Source organism: Amaricoccus sp. B4, from assembly GCF_043226085.1.
GTDB lineage: Bacteria > Pseudomonadota > Alphaproteobacteria > Rhodobacterales > Rhodobacteraceae > Amaricoccus.
Map to the genome: position 1 here is coordinate 3062385 of NZ_CP171225.1, position 16478 is coordinate 3078862.

General features: G+C 65.7%; 17 protein-coding genes. 8 read left to right on the forward strand and 9 right to left on the reverse strand.

Annotation, left to right across the window (positions count from 1 at the left end):
* Positions 1-11: 11 nt before the first annotated feature.
* From ACF66B_RS14750 to ACF66B_RS14760, 3 genes are read right to left on the reverse strand one after another with little or no spacing between them, the layout of a single operon-like run.
* The gene (locus ACF66B_RS14750; protein WP_162683276.1) at positions 12-626 is read right to left on the reverse strand and encodes an SCO family protein; all 615 of its coding nucleotides are present in this window, start codon (positions 624-626) and stop codon (positions 12-14) included.
* 1 nt (position 627) lies between these two features.
* On the reverse strand, positions 628-1191 hold the full coding sequence (locus tag ACF66B_RS14755) for a hypothetical protein (protein WP_111430034.1): 564 nt from the start codon (positions 1189-1191) through the stop codon (positions 628-630).
* A 13-nt stretch (positions 1192-1204) separates the two neighbouring features.
* The gene (locus tag ACF66B_RS14760) at positions 1205-1660 is read right to left on the reverse strand and encodes a hypothetical protein (protein WP_111430035.1); all 456 of its coding nucleotides are present in this window, start codon (positions 1658-1660) and stop codon (positions 1205-1207) included.
* A gap of 143 nt (positions 1661-1803) precedes the next feature.
* On the opposite strand from ACF66B_RS14760, the gene truB reads away from it, so the two are divergent.
* Complete coding sequence (gene truB / locus ACF66B_RS14765; RefSeq protein WP_111430036.1) at positions 1804-2724, forward strand: tRNA pseudouridine(55) synthase TruB; 921 nt, start codon at positions 1804-1806, stop codon at positions 2722-2724.
* A 22-nt stretch (positions 2725-2746) separates the two neighbouring features.
* Here truB and ACF66B_RS14770 read toward each other — a convergent pair whose 3' ends face one another.
* Positions 2747-3196: a hypothetical protein gene (locus ACF66B_RS14770; RefSeq protein WP_162683277.1), complete on the reverse strand. Its 450-nt coding sequence runs from the start codon at positions 3194-3196 to the stop codon at positions 2747-2749.
* 296 nt (positions 3197-3492) lie between these two features.
* Here ACF66B_RS14770 and rpsO point away from each other — a divergent pair, with 296 nt between their 5' ends.
* The 4 genes from rpsO (at position 3493) to ACF66B_RS14790 (ending at position 8201) form a co-directional block, all read left to right on the forward strand.
* Positions 3493-3762: a 30S ribosomal protein S15 gene (gene rpsO / locus ACF66B_RS14775; RefSeq protein WP_111430038.1), complete on the forward strand. Its 270-nt coding sequence runs from the start codon at positions 3493-3495 to the stop codon at positions 3760-3762.
* Between the two features lie 208 nt (positions 3763-3970).
* The gene (gene pnp / locus ACF66B_RS14780) at positions 3971-6094 is read left to right on the forward strand and encodes a polyribonucleotide nucleotidyltransferase (protein WP_111430039.1); all 2124 of its coding nucleotides are present in this window, start codon (positions 3971-3973) and stop codon (positions 6092-6094) included.
* 114 nt (positions 6095-6208) lie between these two features.
* Positions 6209-6979 (forward strand): hypothetical protein, encoded by a 771-nt coding sequence (locus ACF66B_RS14785; RefSeq protein ID WP_111430040.1) that lies wholly within the window; start codon positions 6209-6211, stop codon positions 6977-6979.
* 31 nt (positions 6980-7010) lie between these two features.
* Complete coding sequence (locus ACF66B_RS14790; protein WP_111430041.1) at positions 7011-8201, forward strand: glycosyltransferase; 1191 nt, start codon at positions 7011-7013, stop codon at positions 8199-8201.
* On the opposite strand, the gene ACF66B_RS14795 is transcribed toward ACF66B_RS14790, so the two are convergent.
* On the reverse strand, positions 8196-9215 hold the full coding sequence (locus ACF66B_RS14795) for a glycosyltransferase family 2 protein (protein ID WP_111430042.1): 1020 nt from the start codon (positions 9213-9215) through the stop codon (positions 8196-8198). The genes ACF66B_RS14790 and ACF66B_RS14795 overlap by 6 nt on opposite strands.
* Entirely contained in the window at positions 9175-10077 is a 903-nt protein-coding gene (locus ACF66B_RS14800; RefSeq protein ID WP_111430043.1) for an ROK family protein, read from the reverse strand. Before ACF66B_RS14800 ends, ACF66B_RS14795 begins: the two co-directional genes overlap by 41 nt.
* 132 nt (positions 10078-10209) lie before the next feature.
* Here ACF66B_RS14800 and ACF66B_RS14805 point away from each other — a divergent pair, with 132 nt between their 5' ends.
* Genes ACF66B_RS14805 through ACF66B_RS14815 form a run of 3 tightly spaced genes read left to right on the forward strand, consistent with a single transcriptional unit; the run spans position 10210 to position 13070 of the window.
* The gene (locus ACF66B_RS14805) at positions 10210-11112 is read left to right on the forward strand and encodes a glycosyltransferase family 92 protein (protein ID WP_111430044.1); all 903 of its coding nucleotides are present in this window, start codon (positions 10210-10212) and stop codon (positions 11110-11112) included.
* A 4-nt stretch (positions 11113-11116) separates the two neighbouring features.
* Positions 11117-11950 carry a glycosyltransferase gene (locus ACF66B_RS14810; RefSeq protein ID WP_111430045.1) on the forward strand — a complete coding sequence of 278 codons (834 nt, stop codon included), beginning with the start codon at positions 11117-11119 and terminating at the stop codon, positions 11948-11950.
* Complete coding sequence (locus ACF66B_RS14815) at positions 11943-13070, forward strand: hypothetical protein (protein WP_111430046.1); 1128 nt, start codon at positions 11943-11945, stop codon at positions 13068-13070. Before ACF66B_RS14810 ends, ACF66B_RS14815 begins: the two co-directional genes overlap by 8 nt.
* Here ACF66B_RS14815 and ACF66B_RS14820 read toward each other — a convergent pair.
* From ACF66B_RS14820 to ACF66B_RS14830, 3 genes are all read right to left on the reverse strand, one after another.
* The gene (locus ACF66B_RS14820; RefSeq protein WP_111430047.1) at positions 13061-13663 is read right to left on the reverse strand and encodes an outer membrane lipoprotein carrier protein LolA; all 603 of its coding nucleotides are present in this window, start codon (positions 13661-13663) and stop codon (positions 13061-13063) included. The two genes, ACF66B_RS14815 and ACF66B_RS14820, sit on opposite strands and share 10 nt — an antisense overlap.
* Positions 13664-13750: 87 nt before the next feature.
* The gene (locus ACF66B_RS14825; RefSeq protein WP_111430048.1) at positions 13751-14830 is read right to left on the reverse strand and encodes a DUF2235 domain-containing protein; all 1080 of its coding nucleotides are present in this window, start codon (positions 14828-14830) and stop codon (positions 13751-13753) included.
* Positions 14831-14884: 54 nt separating this feature from the next.
* Positions 14885-16324 carry an amidase gene (locus ACF66B_RS14830; protein WP_392663093.1) on the reverse strand — a complete coding sequence of 480 codons (1440 nt, stop codon included), beginning with the start codon at positions 16322-16324 and terminating at the stop codon, positions 14885-14887.
* Positions 16325-16478: the final 154 nt, after the last annotated feature.

Consider the following 16478-nt stretch of genomic DNA (forward strand, 5'->3'; position numbering starts at 1 on the left):
GCCGGAGCCCCTCATCCCCCGGCGCCACTCCCAAGATGCGACGACACGATTTCCGCGATCCGCTCGGGCGTCAGGATCGGCGGAATGAGGGTGAGAAAGCGGCCTTCCGCATCGAGAAGATATATGAAGCTGCCGTGGGCAAAGACGTCATTGCCCGACTGGTCTGCGAAGAGCCGTTTGCGCTCGATCCCGAAGGCCGAGTAGGCCCTCTCGAGGGCCGCCGGCTGACCCGTTAGACCGATGAAGTCGGGATGGACTTCGGCGAGGCGCTTTCTCATCACATCTTCCGTATCGGTTTCCGGATCTATGGTGATCATCACGGGCGTGACCCGGACCCCCGTTGCCGCCAGCTTGTCGACCGCGTCCGCCATCACCGGCAGGGCGACAGAACAGATCTGTTCGCACGCCGCGTAGCCGAAGAAGAGCAGCTGCGCTCGACCCTCGGGGTCGGCCTCGCTGCGCGGCATGCCATGCTGATCGATCAGCAGGAAGGGCCCGCCAAGTGCAAAAGGAAGCGGCGCTTGCGGCGAAAGATCTGCCGCTGGCGCGGGGTGGATATGCCCTTCATGAGCCGACCCCACGCTGGCGCCTAAGGCCGCGAGGAGGAGCGCGAGGAGACCGCGCATGTCAAAACCACTCGGCGATGAAGGCGGCATCCGTCTCCGGCCCGAGACCCAGATAGCCATCCTTTTCGATCGCGGCCTTCACCCGCGGATCACTTCGAAACCAGGGGCCCGCGCCCGCGGCCTCGGGGTGCTCCTCGGCCCAGACTTCTGTCCATCGGGTGGCAGGGGTCCAGTCCGTCTCGTCCATCCTGCGGATGCGTTGGACCATGTAGACGTTCCGCGCGCCATTCTCCGCGTTCGTGATCAGAAGCCCGTCGACCTCGACGGTCTCGTTGCAATAGGGCTGGAGATCAACCGACGCCCCGGCAAAGACCGGCTGGCCGTTCTTCATCGGATAGACGAGCACACCATCCGCGCTGCGCTCGAGCCCGAGTTGCCGTGCCCCGCCACCACAGTCCGCAGGGCAGTCGCCGGTCACTGCACAGAGCATGTCGGTGACACGGGCTTCGAAACGGGCAGGGGCCTCGCCCTGCAGATTCCACGCCTTTGCCTCCGAGCCTTCCGAGAAATCCTGCGCCAGCGCAGGGGCGGCCAGCAGGGAGAGCAATGCTGCAAGTGCCTTCATCGGAGTTCCTCCCTCACTCGTTCGGATCGGGGATCGCAAAACCCGGCACGGGTCCGAAATCCTCGTGGTTGAGATGCGTGATGCCTTCATCGGAAACGACTTCGGCGACGACGAGGTAGTTGATGCCGTCGCGGCGGTAGAGCATCCCGTCCGCCTTCACCTCGTGGCTTGCAAGTGCGAGCTGGGTGTCGCCGCCGTTCGAATGTTCGTCGCCCGCGATTTTCAGCACCATGTAGACTTGGCCGTCTTCACCGAGGAGGCCCACCGGAATGCCGCCTGCGGAGCACCAGAGGGCACATGTGTGATGCGCCGACCCGGTCACCGCATCGGGCCCCCCCATCACGCCCGAGAAATAGCACCAGGTATCGATCACCTCTCCGGTGACCTGGATGCGTTCGCCATCTGCCGCCAGCGCAGGCGCGACGGCTGTGAGCGCGAGGCCCGTTGCGAGCAGTGTCGGGTATCGCATATCCGGTCTCCTCCCGTGTTGTGCTGATCGCTGCAGCCACACTGCCGCGCCCTTGCGAAATGCATTTCGGGCTTCATTTTGGAAATGTTTCGAGTAAGAACGCCGCCTCACGATTTTTTCGTCAGCTGCAGAGGGTGCGAGAGATGGCGCGACGCAAGAAGGGCCGGCCGGTTCACGGCTGGCTTATCCTCGACAAGCCCGCAGGGCTCACCTCCGCCACTGCGGTGGCCGCTGCGCGCCGCGCGCTTGATGCGCGCAAGGCAGGGCATGCCGGCACGCTCGATCCGGCGGCAACCGGTCTGCTCGCGATTGCCTTCGGCGAGGCAACAAAGACCGTGCCGCATGTAACCGATGCGCGGAAGGCCTACCGTTTCACAGTCCGCTGGGGGGCGGCGACACAGACCGACGATGCCGAGGGCGAGGTGATCGCGACCTCCGACGTTCGTCCGACAGAGGCTGCGATCCTCGCCGCGCTTCCGTCCTTCCGGGGAGATATCCTGCAGGTGCCGCCGCAGGTATCGGCCGTGAAGATAGACGGCGAGCGCGCCTATGCGCTGGCGCGTGCTGGGGAAACTGTCGAGATCGCCCCGCGGCCGCTCCATGTCGAACGCCTCGATCTCATCGCCTTCCCCGATCCCGACACGGCAGAATTCGAGCTTGTCTGCGGCAAGGGCGGTTACGTGCGCTCGATTGCCCGGGACCTCGGCTCGGTGCTCGGCAGCTACGGCCATGTTGTGGCGCTGCGCCGGCTCTGGTCCGGACCCTTCGCGCTTGAGGATGCCGTGAGCTGGCGAGAGATCGAGATCGCGAACGCGGAGAGGGGGGGCGCCGCGCTCGAGGATCGGCTGCTTCCGGTCGAGGCAGCGCTCGCAGGCCTACCCGCTGTGGACTGCCCGGACGTTGTGGCGGTCGGGCTCGGGAACGGTAATCCCCAGCCGCTTCCCCGGCCTGAGGGGGTCGAAGAGGGCGACGCGCTCTGGGTGCGCCGCGAGGGGCGGCCTCTCGCGGTTGGCCGGTGGCAGGCGGGGATCTTTTGCCCCGATCGGGTTTTCGTCTTCGAGTGAGGCCGCTGGTCGCAGGCCTGGATCAAAGCGGCATGGCGTAGACGGATGCCGGGCTGCGCGGCGCGCGCTGACCCGCAGGCCGACAGATCGTCGCGGTCATGATCTTCTCGTAATGCCCGATCCCGAGCCGGCGCAGATATCCGGCATCTGCACGGGGATCGCGCAGCTCAAAATGAACGCTGAGCTCGTCGCCTTGAGCAAGAACCTCGTGATAGGCGGCGAAATCCCGCAGCGGGAACCAGCCGACGAGCGAGGTGCTGCCGTCAGCGCAGCGGGTCATGTAACCGACGGTGCCGGCGCCGCGTGCCTGTCCGAGATCCGTGCCGGAATCGAAGATGAGGATTGCGTGATCATGTGCACCGGTGGCCGCGTCATGCCCGCTCAGCTCGAGCGTATGGCTGACGGTTTCGACGCCATCCTTGAGCCAGTGGCGGGTGTCGAGGCGATGGTGGGTGAATCTGAACTTTGGCATGGTCTTGCTCCCGGTTGGATCGCCCCGCCTGCTTGCAAGAATCATGTGGCGGGTGCCTTTCCGAGTAGGCGCCGGCGCCCGTTCGCGGCCCGTGACCACGGCGTGACAGCTCGGCGCGCCACATCCCGCCATGGCTCACGCGGCCCCTTCCCATTCCTCCGGAATGGCGGTATAGCAGCCCCCCTGCGGGCGCGTGCGCGCCACGCAGCCCTTTTCGTATTTGACCCGGCTGGACGACATCCCGGCTGCGGCCGATGCGGGCGGGGTACGCAACATCGAACGAGAAGGATATCCCGATGTCGATTGCACCCGATGTGAAGGCGAGCCTGATTCAGGAATATGCGACCAAGGAAGGCGACACCGGTTCGCCCGAGGTTCAGGTCGCGATCCTCACCAGCCGCATCAACACGCTGACCGAGCATTTCAAGACCCACAAGAAGGACAACCACTCCCGCCGTGGCCTTCTGAAGCTCGTTTCGCAGCGCCGCAAGCTTCTGGACTATGTGAAGTCCAAGGACATGGCGCGCTATCAGACCCTGATCGGCCGCCTCGGCATCCGCCGCTAAGGCTCTTCGGCGAGCGCGCCCCGGTGGCGCGCTCGCGCATTTTCGGGCGCCGGGCGGTGCGCCGGGGATCTCCCTCAAACCGCCATGTCCGCCGGCCCCCTCCTGATCCCGAGGGCGCGGCCGGATCCGTGAAATCGGGGTCATCGGGCATTCGCCCGGAGGACGCGGCGCAGGGCCAGGGGGCGGCGCCGCATGGCAAGGAAAAGACATGTTCAACATCGTGAGGAAATCGATCGAGTGGGGCCATGACACGCTCACGCTCGAAACGGGCAAGATCGCCCGGCAGGCGCACGGCGCCGTCGTCGCGACCTATGGCGAGACCAGTGTCCTCGCCACCGTCGTCTACGAGAAAAAGGCGAAGCCCGGCCAGGACTTCTTCCCGCTGACCGTCCACTACCAGGAAAAATACTACGCCGCGGGCAAGATCCCGGGCGGCTTCTTCAAGCGCGAGGCCCGGCCGACCGAGAAGGAAACGCTCACCTCCCGTCTCATCGACCGTCCGATCCGCCCGCTCTTCGTCGAGGGTTTCAAGAACGAGGTGCAGGTGATCTGTACCGTTCTCTCCTACGACATGGAGAATGATCCGGACATCGTGGCGTTGGTTGCGGCCTCCGCGGCGCTGACGCTGTCGGGCGCGCCCTTCCTCGGCCCGATCGGTGCGGCGCGCGTGGGCTTCGTCGATGGCGCCTATGTGCTGAACCCGGCCGTCGATGACATGGAGAAGCTGCGCGACAACCCCGAGCAGCGACTCGATCTCATCGTCGCAGGCACCCGCGACGCTGTGATGATGGTGGAATCGGAAGCCTACGAACTCTCCGAGGCCGAAATGCTCGGCGCGGTGAAGTTCGGCCACGACCAGATGCAGCCGGTGATCGACATGATCATCGATATGGCCGAGGAAGCCGCCAAGGAACCCTTTGCCTTCGAGGCGCCGGACTATGCCGCGCTTTACGAAAAGGTGAAGGGCGCGGGCGAAGCCGCGATGCGCGAAGCCTTCGCGAACCGCGACAAGCAGCAGCGTCAGGCTGCGATCTCCGCCGCCAAGGAAACGATCATTGCCGCGCTCTCCGAAGACGAGCAGGCGGATCCGAACCTCGACACCTGCATCAAGAAACTCGAGTCGGGCGTCGTGCGCGGCGACATTCTCGAGAATGGCAGCCGCATCGACGGGCGCGATCTCTACACCGTGCGCCCGATCGTCTCGGAAGTGGGCCTTCTGCCCCGCACGCATGGGTCGGCGCTCTTTACCCGTGGTGAAACCCAAGGCCTCGTCATCACCACGCTCGGCACCGGCGATGACGAGCAGATGATCGACGCGCTGCACGGCACCACGCGCTCGAACTTCCTGCTGCACTACAACTTCCCGCCCTATTCCGTGGGCGAGACCGGCCGGATGGGCTCGCCGGGACGCCGCGAGATCGGCCACGGCAAGCTTGCCTGGCGTGCACTGCAGGCGGTTCTGCCGGCTGCGACCGACTTCCCCTACACGATCCGTCTCGTTTCCGAGATCACCGAGTCGAACGGTTCCTCCTCGATGGCGACCGTCTGCGGCTCCTCGCTCTCGATGATGGATGCCGGCGTTCCGCTGAAGGCCCCTGTCGCGGGGGTGGCGATGGGCCTCATCCTCGACGGTGAGCGCTTCGCGGTGCTCACCGATATCCTCGGCGACGAGGATCACCTTGGCGACATGGACTTCAAGGTGGCAGGCACCGAGAAGGGCATCACTTCGCTCCAGATGGATATCAAGGTCGCAGGCATCACGCCGGAGATCATGGCCCAGGCGCTGGAGCAGGCGAAGTCCGGCCGCATGCACATCCTCGGCGAGATGTCGAAGGCGCTGACCTCCGGCCGCACCGAGTTCTCCGCCCATGCGCCGCGCATCGAGACGATGCAGATCGCGGTCGACAAGATCCGCGAAGTGATCGGCTCGGGCGGCAAGGTGATCCGCTCGATCGTCGAGGAATCGGGAGCCAAGGTCGACATCAACGACGACGGTGTCATCAAGATTGCCTCCGCCAATGCCGAAGCGATTGCCAAGGCGCGCGAACTCATCGGCGCGATCGTCGATGAGCCGGAAGTGGGCAAGGTCTACACCGGCAAGGTCGTGAAGATCATGGACTTCGGTGCCTTCGTGAACTTCTTCGGAAAGCGTGATGGCCTCGTCCACGTGAGCCAGATGGCGTCGGGCCGCATCGGCCATCCGAAGGAAGTGGTCCAGGAAGGGCAGTCGGTGAAGGTCAAGCTCATGGGCTTCGACGACCGCGGCAAGGTTCGCCTCTCGATGAAGGCTGTCGACCAGGAGACCGGTCAGGAAGTCACCGAGGAGGCCTGAGGCCTGCCTTTGCCGGCCCGCCGCAGGCGGCCGGCAGCCTTCCGGCATGATGACGATACGTCCGGCGCGCCGCTGCAAGGGCACGCCGGACGCCATTTCCCGGAGACGCTACGCATGGGCAAACGGTCATTTCCTTACACCGTGATTACGTGCGCCGACGCGAACTTCTTCCATTTCCTCCCTGCGCTGGAACGCAATATCGAGCGCAAGCTCGGCATTCTGCCTGTGATCTACGACCTCGGCATGACAGCGGAGCAGCGCGCCTCTCTCGCGAGCAAGGTTCGCAGCGTCCCGGTACCTGAGGCCTTTGGCGGCGCGCATCCCGAGCACGGTTTCGTCATGGCGACCCACAAGCCCGCCTGCATCACCGATGCGCTCGATTGTAACCCGGTCGGCTGCCTCTATGCCGATGCCGATACATTCCTGACGGCTCCGGTGAGCGCCGCGGAACTCGGCGATGCCGATGTTGCCGTCACGCCGCGCCACCCGCGCGAGCGGACCCCCCATCATCTCGTGAACGGTGATCTCAACAGCGGCGTGCTCTTCTTCAGTGGACGCCCGCCGGCGCGCGCGCTGCTCGCAGCATGGGCGGAGGCCTGCGCCGAGGGGCAGCGCACCGACCAGCAGGCGCTGTCGGACCTCTTGGCGCCCTTCGATCTGCTTGCAGGTCCGGAGGAACTCGCGCGCGATGGGCTCAGACTTCGCAAGCTCGACGCCCGGATCTACAACGATGTCGGCCTGCGTACGGGCAAGATCCTGCATTTCAAGAACGCGGGCCGCACGCCGAAGGTCACCCGCAAGCTCGAGCGCATCCGCGACCTCGAGGCGCGCCACCCGTTGCTGCTAACCGCGTTGTTCCGGCTCCGGCGTTTCGGGATAAGGTAGCCACCGGGCGCACACAGACGGAGGGAAGAGGATGGCCGAGGCAGCCTGCCAGAACACCATCGCGATCGCCACGGGCATCCTTGGCAAGGCAACCGAAACCGGTGCGCGCCGCCATATCGACCTTCTCTTCGGCGGCAATACCGTCGTGCTTTGCGAGCGTCGAGAGGAGGGGTTCGAGACGACACGGCCGCTCTTTGTCTCGGGCGAGGTTGTGCATGGCCCGCTCGGGCGCATCGAGCGTGAGGCCGGCAAGTTGATCGGCAGCCTCCTTTATGCCAGTTCGGGTGTTCCTTTTGGCCGGACCCGCCGTGCGATGGAGGCATTCCTGCGCAAGCACGACGCGACGGCAATCCTCGCCGAATTTGGCCATATCGGCGCCAAGCTTGCGCCGGTGGCCGCGGACATGGGGCTGCCACTCTACATGTATCTCCGCGGCTTCGATGCCTCCAAGCGGCTGCGGTCTCCCCGTGTCGTCCGTCGCTACCAGAAAGCGGTGCCAAAGCTTGCGGGCATCATCTCGGTCTCCCGATCGCTGATCGAGAATCTTGCGGCCAAGGGCGTTACCCATCCGAATTCGATCGTCATCCCCACCGGTGTCGACGTGGACATGTTCCGGCCTGGTGAGAAGGATCCGAACCTCATCCTTACCGTGGGGCGGCTTGTCGCCAAGAAGGCTCCGCTCACGACGATTGACACCTTTGCCGCCATGGCGCGCGAGTTCCCTGCCGCGCGTCTCGAGATCATTGGCGATGGCGACCTGATGGCCGATTGCCGCAATCGCGCGGCGACACACGGTCTCACCGATCGCATCGTGCTCCACGGCCATCGCGATCGGGCCTTCGTGCAGGAGCGCTTGGCCCGCGCTTCCGTCTTCCTCCTGCATTCCGTCACGGACGCTGCGGGCAACGAGGAGGGGCTGCCGACCGCGATTCAGGAGGCAATGGCCTCGGGTGCGGCGGTGATCTCGACCCGCCATGCGGGCATTCCGGACCTGATCGAGCAGGGGCGGACCGGGCTGTTGGTCGAGGAGAACGACGCGGCCGCCTACCGGGAGGCACTCCATCGGCTTCTCGAAGGGGAGGGGGCGCTTGCGGCCGAGCTTGCCCGCAATGCCCGTGGCGTCGCCGAGGAGCGCCTGGATTTCCGCAAGCTCCATGCGCGGCTCGAGGCCTTCATCATCGAAAGAGGCCGTACGCTCAGCCTGCGCACGTCCGCCTCATGACCAGCGCCCGGCGCCCGTGCGGTAGGGATCGCCGGAGTCGGTGAAGCGCTTCGAGCGGCGTCCCATGAAGCTCCCGCCTTTCGCGGCCAGGCGCTCCATCAGGGTGGCCAGAGCCACGTATTGCCGCGAACCCTCGTAGTAGCCCCCGGTCGAGAGCGCATAGTCGATCTTGCGCGCGGTATCCGGAGTGAACTTGAAATGCAGGATCGCGAGGATCCGGCTGGTTGTGGGGCGAGGCGCGATCTGGTGTGAACCCTCCACCACATCGCCCTCTTGCCAGAACATCAGTGGCACCTTGAAGATCATGTTGTGCTTGAGGTAGCCGCCGAATCCGAGCGCGATCGCCTGTCGCTTGAACCAGCCGAGGTCCCGCTCGAGAATGCCGTTCTCCGCCATCAGCCGCGCCCGCGACCCGCGGTAGATCGTCATCGGCTTGTTCCAGCCCTTTCGATAGATGAGATGAAGCCCGCCATCGTAGCACCATCCGCCATCGAGCCGGAACGGCCCGCCGTCCGGCCGCATCCCCGCAAGTGTCTCGGGATACATGTCGAGCATCAGGCCCCAGATCGAGCGGCTGCCTTCGCGCTCGAGCGTTGCGATCACGTCACGAATGCCGCGACCGGGTGGCAGGACGAGAAACTCGTCCGCGTCCGGGAAGAGCGCCCATTGCCCCACGCAGTAGCGGTCGAGCAACTCCTGTCGCCAAGCATGGAGCGCCCGGCGCCCGTTCACTATGTCGAAATAGCGAACATCGCTGGTGAAGACGGTGCAATCCGGTTGCGCGGCGAGAAACTCGCGGCTTCCATCGGTCGAGGCGTCATCGAGAACGAGAAAGCGATCGACGCCCAGAGCGCGATAATGCCGGAAGAATTCCGGCAGGACATAAAGCTCGTCATGGACAATCGAGCAGACTGTCAGCGCGTGACCCTGCCGCTTTGCCTCGGAGAGGATATCGATCCGCATTGCGCCCGCGTCAGAGCCAGGCCGCGCCACGGACGCCGGAACTGTCGCCATGGACGTTCTTCACGATCCGGGTCTCGAAACGGTCGCCGAAGACGTGTTGCTTCACGAGCGGTGGCAGGGTTTCATAAAGGCGATCGACATTCGACAGGCCGCCGCCGAGTACGATCACGTCGGGATCGATCACGTTAACAAGCACCGCAAGAGACCGGCCGAGCCTGTCCTCGAACCGCTCGAGCGTTTCGAGGGCTTCAGCATTGCCCTCTGCCGCCAGCGCCACGATCTCCGGAGCACGCGGCCCGTCATCCGCGGAAATGCCCGTCCGGCGCGCGTAGTCCGCAGCGAAGTTCGGCCCCGAGAGCCAGCTTTCTGTGTGGCCCGGCACCCCGCACGAGCAGGCGGGGCCAGGGCGTTCGTCATCGCGCGGGGTTGGCAGCGGGATATGCCCCCATTCACCGCCGGTCGCATTCACCCCCTCGACGAGCCGGCCATGAACGACGAGCCCGCCGCCAACCCCGGTGCCGAGGATAACGCCGAACACGACCTCGCCGCCCGCGCCACCGCCATCCACCGCCTCGGAGAGCGCAAAGCAGTTCGCGTCATTCGCAATCTTCACCGGCCTGTCGAGCGCTTCGGTGAGATCACCGCGCAGGTCCTTGCCATGGAGCCACGTCGAGTTCCCCATCGAGACTCGGCCCGTCGCGCGATCAACCGAGCCCGGTACACCGATTCCCACCTGATCGATCCGGCCGCCGGCTTTCGCCTCCAGTCGCTCCAAAAGTGTGCGGATCGCCTCGATCCCGCCGCGATAGTCGTGGCGTGGGGTCGGTATGCGTTCCCGCGCCTTTTCCACGCCATCGGGGCCAAGAACGATTCCCTCGATCTTCGTACCGCCATAATCGAGCCCGAGACGCATGAAATTACCCCCATTTCGCGGTCTGTTCCGAGCGCCAAGTATTAGGAAGCCACGACAGGGACTGCAACGTTGCTTTGCCTCCCGCGTCATGGGGTGTTACATGCAGCCCGCACAATCCGTGAGATGGTCCGAATGCTGTGGAAACTCCCGATCTTCGGAAAGATCAGCAAGATCGGCATCACGCCGCCTGATCCGCAGCCGGATCGCGCCGGCGTCGCAATCGCTGCCATTGTGCGGAACGAGGCGCGCCACATCGAGGAATGGGCGCATTTCCATGCCCGGGCCGGCGTCGCGCATTTCGTGATCTACGACAACGGCTCGACGGATGCGACCGTCGCACTCCTGCGCGATGTCCTGCCGCCGCCGCAGCTTTCAATCATGCCCTGGGCCCAGGTCTTCAGCGACGCGCGCATGGGCCGCGAGATCCACAACCAGGTTCTGGCCTATGCCCATGCCGCCCGCAATTTCGGTGGCTACTTCCGCTGGATGGCGTTCATCGACGTCGACGAGTTCCTGATCCCGAAACGCGCCGATAGCCTGCCTGGTGCGCTCGCACATCTCGGCGAATGCCATTCGATTTCGCTGCCCTGGCACATGTTTGGCCGCTCGGGCCATGTCGCGCCGCCACAGGGGGGCGTCTTGCGCAACTACCGCCGGCGCGCGAGCGACCCGATGAGCAACGTCCGCGGCGTCCGCGCTTTCAAGTGCATCGTCGATCCCTGCCATCTGACCGCCCTCCGGGTTCATTCGATGGAGATCGACGGCAGCGAGGCGAGCTGCAACGACCGCGGCGAGAGCGCTTCGCTCCGCGACCGCAACCGCCCGGAATTCTATTCGGCCGGACACGTCCAGCTCAATCACTACTACACGCGTTCCGAGGAGGAGCTCGCCGCGAAGATCGGGCGCGGCCCCAACCTCCGCGCCAAGAACGAGGAATACGAGCGCAAGGTTCGGCGGACCGTTGCCAATATCGAAGCAGATGAGGTGGAGGATCTGAGCGCGCTGGACTATCTCGCCCGCATCGGGTGGGAGTGACGCCATGAAAACCGAAGTCATCATAGCAACCTTCAATTCGCCGCGCGCGCTGATGCTCTGTCTGGCCTCCGTGGTGCGGCAGGATGCGATGCCCGTCAGCATCTGCATCGCCGACGACGGCTCCGGCCCCGAAACGGCTGAGGCGATCGCGGCCTTTTCCGGCCGGCACCCGGAGATCCCGATCCGCCATGTCTGGCATGAGGATCGCGGCTTCGAGAAATGGGCGATCGTCAACCGCGCCATCGCGACCTCGGAGGCGGATCTGCTCGTCTTCCTCGATGGCGATGTGATGATCCATCCCTGTTTCATCGCCCGCCACCTCGAGCTCGCCCGGCCCGGCCGCTTCTCGACCGGCAGCCTGATCCGGCTCGACAAGGCGACAACTGCAATCGTCACGCCGGAAATGGTCAGTGACGGACAAGTGTTCGACTTCGACTGGCTGCGCGCGCACAATGCCATCGACAGGATCGGCACGTGGCTCAAGACCATGCCCTTCCCGCGTTCGTTCCAGGTTTTCCTCGACCGCATCACTCCGGTCCAGAAGGCGCTTTGCGGCGCGAATGCCTCTGTGTTCCGCTCCGATGCGCTGAAGGTCAACGGCTTTGACGAAACGATCCGCTATGGCGGCGGCGACAAGGAATTCGGCATCCGCCTCATTAACGCGGGCGTTGCGGGCCAGCATTTGCGCTACACCGCGCCGCTCGTGCATCTCGACCATCCCCGGGGCTACAAGGATCCGGCAGAGATCCGGCGGCACAAGGAAATGATCGCGCGGACACGGCGCGAGAAGATCACCTGGACGCCGAACGGCATCGAGAGAAAGGACACGGATGCCTGACGCCGATGCGCTCGCCTCGATAGTGCTGCCCGAGACGCTCGGCCTCCGGCGCGACCGCGTCGTTCCGGCCCATCTTCGCACCGCGGCTTTCGATGCGGGCTATGATTTCACCACGCTTGTCTATGAAGCCGTGTCCCTCGACGGGCAGGGGGTCTGGCTCTTCTGCCCCAAACTCGTGAATTTCGAGAGCCCGTTGCGGGCTGCGCGGATCGAGATCGATGGAGTTCCGGCCCGCGTCTGCCGGATCCGCCGCTTCGAGCGCTATGACATCGCCGAGATCCCCTGTGCCACGCCGGCGCGGCGGATGGCGATCGTCTTTGCGGGCTGGCGTGCCGAGCTTGATCTGAGCCCCGACGAGACCGCGACCTTCGCCGGGCTCAACTGCCTTCTCACGCTTTCGCGCAACAACGACCTGGCGTGGATCCGCGACTGGGTGCGCTTCCATGTCCGCGAGCACGGCGCAGAGGCCGTGCTTTTCTATGACAATTTCTCTCACGCCTACGGCACGGGCGATATTCTCGCGGCCCTTGAGGGGATCGAGGGTCTGAAGGCCGTGCGCGTGCTGCGCATGCCGTTCCTGTATGGGCCTCAGGCCTCGAAGAAGAAGAAGTTTCTCGCGAACTTCCTGCAGGCTGCGCTGCTCAATCTCGCCCGTTGGCGCTTCCTCGCCCGCGCCCGCGCCGTGCTCTCCTGCGATGTGGATGAAATGGTGTTCCGGAACGGCGGAGCGAGCATCTTCGATGCGACCTGCGCCTCGCGCGCCGGGTTCCTCCGCGTCCCCGGTGTCTGGCGCTTTCCTGACGTTGCGGAGGGGGTGATGCCGATGCATCGGGATCACTACATGCGCGGTGCCGACGAGGCGACCTGCCCGGCCAAATACTGTGTCGTCCCTTCGGGGCCAATGCGCGGCAAGTCATGGGCAACCCACGGCCTCCACGGCGTGCTTTTCAGCCGCCGCTTCGTGTCGGAGGAGTTCACCTTCCTCCATTGCTACGGCATCTCGGATTTCTGGAAGGGCAGGCCGAATTCAAAGGCAAGCCGCGCGACGCTCGTTGACGAGCGGGCGCGGGAGACCTTCGCCCGCCTGCTGCCGGCCGAGGCGCCGCAGGATCAGGGGTAGTTCCGCGCCGCGAGCTCGATATTGAAGAGGCTCCGCGACAGGCTCACGTTCGCCGTCATGTCTGTCACGTCCACATGCGTCCGCTGGCCCGCCTTGGTGATGACATCCCAGCCGCGAAGACGGATCGGACCTTCCGAAAAGGTCATCACGAGGCGGCCCTCGCCGGGGCTGCGAGGATCGACAACCGTGATATGGGTGCCGCTCGCATCCTTGGTTGCCCCCAGCACGAGGCCGGGCTCGGCAAGGCTGATATCCGTGCGCAGAAGCATCCGGAGCGGGGTCTTGTCGAGAGGATAGCGCGTCGGGTTGCGATTCGACTTCGGATCGAAAACGCCGACCCAGGTGCCGTCCGAAATCACCATGGCGCCCGCGGGCTTGTCGTAGTCGAAGCGGATCCGCCCCGGCTTCGAGATCTGGAAATCGCCCGTCTGGGTCGATCCGTTCGGATTGACCTGACGGAAGCGGCCCTCGGCGCTGCGAAGGCCGCGCAGATAGGCGTCGATCGCCGAGGCGTCAACGCTCGCGGCCTGGGCCGGAAGCGCGAGAGCCAAGGGAAGGGCAAGGCCCGAAAGGAGAAGGCTGCGTCTGTCCATGCGCCCTAGATAGCGTGCGCCGCGCGGCTTGACAGCAGGGAAAGCATCACGCTTTCGCCATGGGCACGCGAGCCTGCTCCGCCGAGCTCAGATCCAGAAGCCGGGGGGCATGTCGAGCTCATCCGCAACCGCCTTCAGCGTACCTGGCCGCCAGTCCGGCAGCAGCGACCAGCGCTGCCGGCCGGCATTGGCGATTTCCGCGACATCGGCGGGCCCATTGCGGTCCCGGTGCCCAAGGGCGACGAATTGCGCGAGAAGCCCGTGTTCCGACGGTATCGCCGCCCGGCAGTCGCGTGCCTCCGCCCAGAGCGCGCGGGCCTCCGGATCGAGCACGAGCCCTTCGGCAATCGCCCCTTCTGCCACCCAGTGCAGCGCTTCGTTCGAGAGCGGCTCCGGCGTGCCGCCGCCAATGCTGCCATGGGTGCCGGGAAACCAGAGTTGCCGGTAAGGCAGGCACGGCCGTTCGGCGTTGAGCGCGGCGAGATTGTCCCAGAGTGCGGGCTGGAAGGTCCGCCGCCGCTCGTCGATGGCTACGGCATGGCGCGCGGCCCGCACCTTGCTGGTCAAGGCTGTATCGTGGAAGGCGAGGCCGCGATTGGCCCGTGCGGCCCACCAGAGATGTTTCGGGATGCCGAGCGAACCGACCGTATCCCAGATCCCGAGGTAGCTGAGCTCCGGCCAGCCTTCCTCGCCGCCGACCGCATTCCGGGCGCGAAACTCCCGCGCCAGCGTGCCATTGGGATGTCCCTCGTCGCCGCGCGACCGGTAGAGCGCGAGCGCCTCCGGCAGCTCGTCGATCGCGTCACGCCGCAGCAGACCACAATTGCGGATGAGACCGACGAGCGAGCGCGCCGTGAAGGCGCCCCGCGAATAGCCGAACAGGAAGATCTGGTCGCCTGGCGCATGATTGAAGACGAGAAAACGGTAGGCCTCCGCAATGTTCTCCATGAGCCCGAAGCCCATCGCGCCGCCGAGGGTCTTGTCAATCGTGCGCGCAAGCCAGCCGGTTCCGCGCCCGCTGCCCACCCCGTCCAGATGACAGACCACCTGCTCGATTCCGTCTGCGCCATGTGGGGCTACGGCCCGTGCCAGCCGCAGCACATTGCTCGGCTGGTCCATGTCCGCGCGGTTCCAGGTTCCGTCACATGCGATCACGATCCGTTTCATGCACCCTTGCCTCCGGATCGCCCCGCGCTTGCGGGAACGCCCGAAGAGGGGCGATCACATCATCAGATTGTCTCGGGAAACGGGCTGCGGCACCGGTGCCAGGCCCGCGGTCAAACTGGCATGTGATGGTAAAGATCTTCCGAGCGTGCGCTGCGGTTTCCGGATCAGTGTCTCGAGACCTGCAGCAACCGAGAGAAGCTTGCGGTCCTCGCCGGTCCGCCCCATCAGCATGAAACCGACGGGCAGGGCCCCGGTATCCTGGCAGGGGATCGAGATCGCGGGCACATCGAGGAAATTCGCGAGCGAGGTGTTGCGCAGGCAGAGCCGGTTCACCTGCGTTGCCCGCTCGGCCGTGTCGAGATCGGCGAGCCTTGGCGCCAGGATCTGCACAGTGGGCATTGCCAGCGCATCGAGCCCTGCCATCCGCGCGGCAACCTGCGCGCGCACCCGTTCGCGCTCCTCGAGAAGAAGGATGTAATCGGCGGCGGGCATGCCGCGGGAGGCCTCGAGGCGGGCGCGCACGAAGGGGTCGTAAAGGCCACCGTGGGTCTCCAGAAGCTCGCGGTGCCAGGCGAAGGCCTCTGCGCCGACAATCCCGCCCATGGCGTTGAGCGTCGGCATCTCGTCGAATTCCGGAATCGAAACCGGGATGATCTCGACCCCGGCGCCCCGAAGGCGGTTGAGCGTCGCGCCGAAGGCCTCCCCCACGGCATCATCGAGCGCCTCGGCGACGTAGTTTCCGACAACCCCAAGCCGCAGCCCCGGTGCGGGCGCGGGTGCGGCATCCTCGCCCCGGCCGCCCGAGAGCACCGAATCGAGGCGCGCGCAGCAGGAGACGCTTCCCGCGAGCGGCCCCACGCTGTCGAGCGAGCGCGAAAGCGGCACGGTGCCCGCGCGCGAGATCCGCGTGCTGCTGGGCTTGAACCCCACGATGCCGCAGAAGGCCGCCGGAATGCGGCAGGAGCCACCGGTATCGGTGCCAAGCGCCGCGGGCGCCATGCCCGCGGCGACGGAGACCGCCGCGCCGGAGGAGGAACCGCCGGGAATGCGGATCTCGCCAGGGGCGGCCGGATTGGCAGGCGTGCCGAAATGGGCGTTCACGCCGAGGCCCGAATAGGCAAACTCGGTCATGTTGGTGCGCCCGATCACGATGAAGCCTGCCCGGCGCAGCAGGGCGACGGCCGGGGCGTCGCGCGCCGCCGGAGCCGCATCGTCGAGCACGCGCGACCCGGCCCGCGTGACCTCGCCCGCCATGTCGAAGAGATCCTTCACCGTCACCGGAATGCCCGCGAAGGGCGGTAGCGCGGCGCCGCCGGCGCGTGCCCTGTCGACGTGTTCGGCGGTCTCCCGCGCCCGTTCGGCGTCGAGGGCGCGGAAGATCAGCGGCCCCTCGCGGCCCGATGCCTCAATCCGGGCCAGGGCTGCATCGACGAGATCGCGGCTGGTCAGGTCGCGGCTGCGCAGTCTCTCGGTCAGTTCGGTCAGATGCAGCATGCGGAGGCCGGATCCTTCTGGAATGGCGCTGGCGCCGCTCGCACGGCAGCAGGCGGAAAGGTGGCAGGCTTAGTCGGACAGTCGGGGAGGGAGCAAGCTGCGCAATCACGTGAGATGAATAAGGGTAGGCTAGCACGGAAGTCGGGCAACGTCA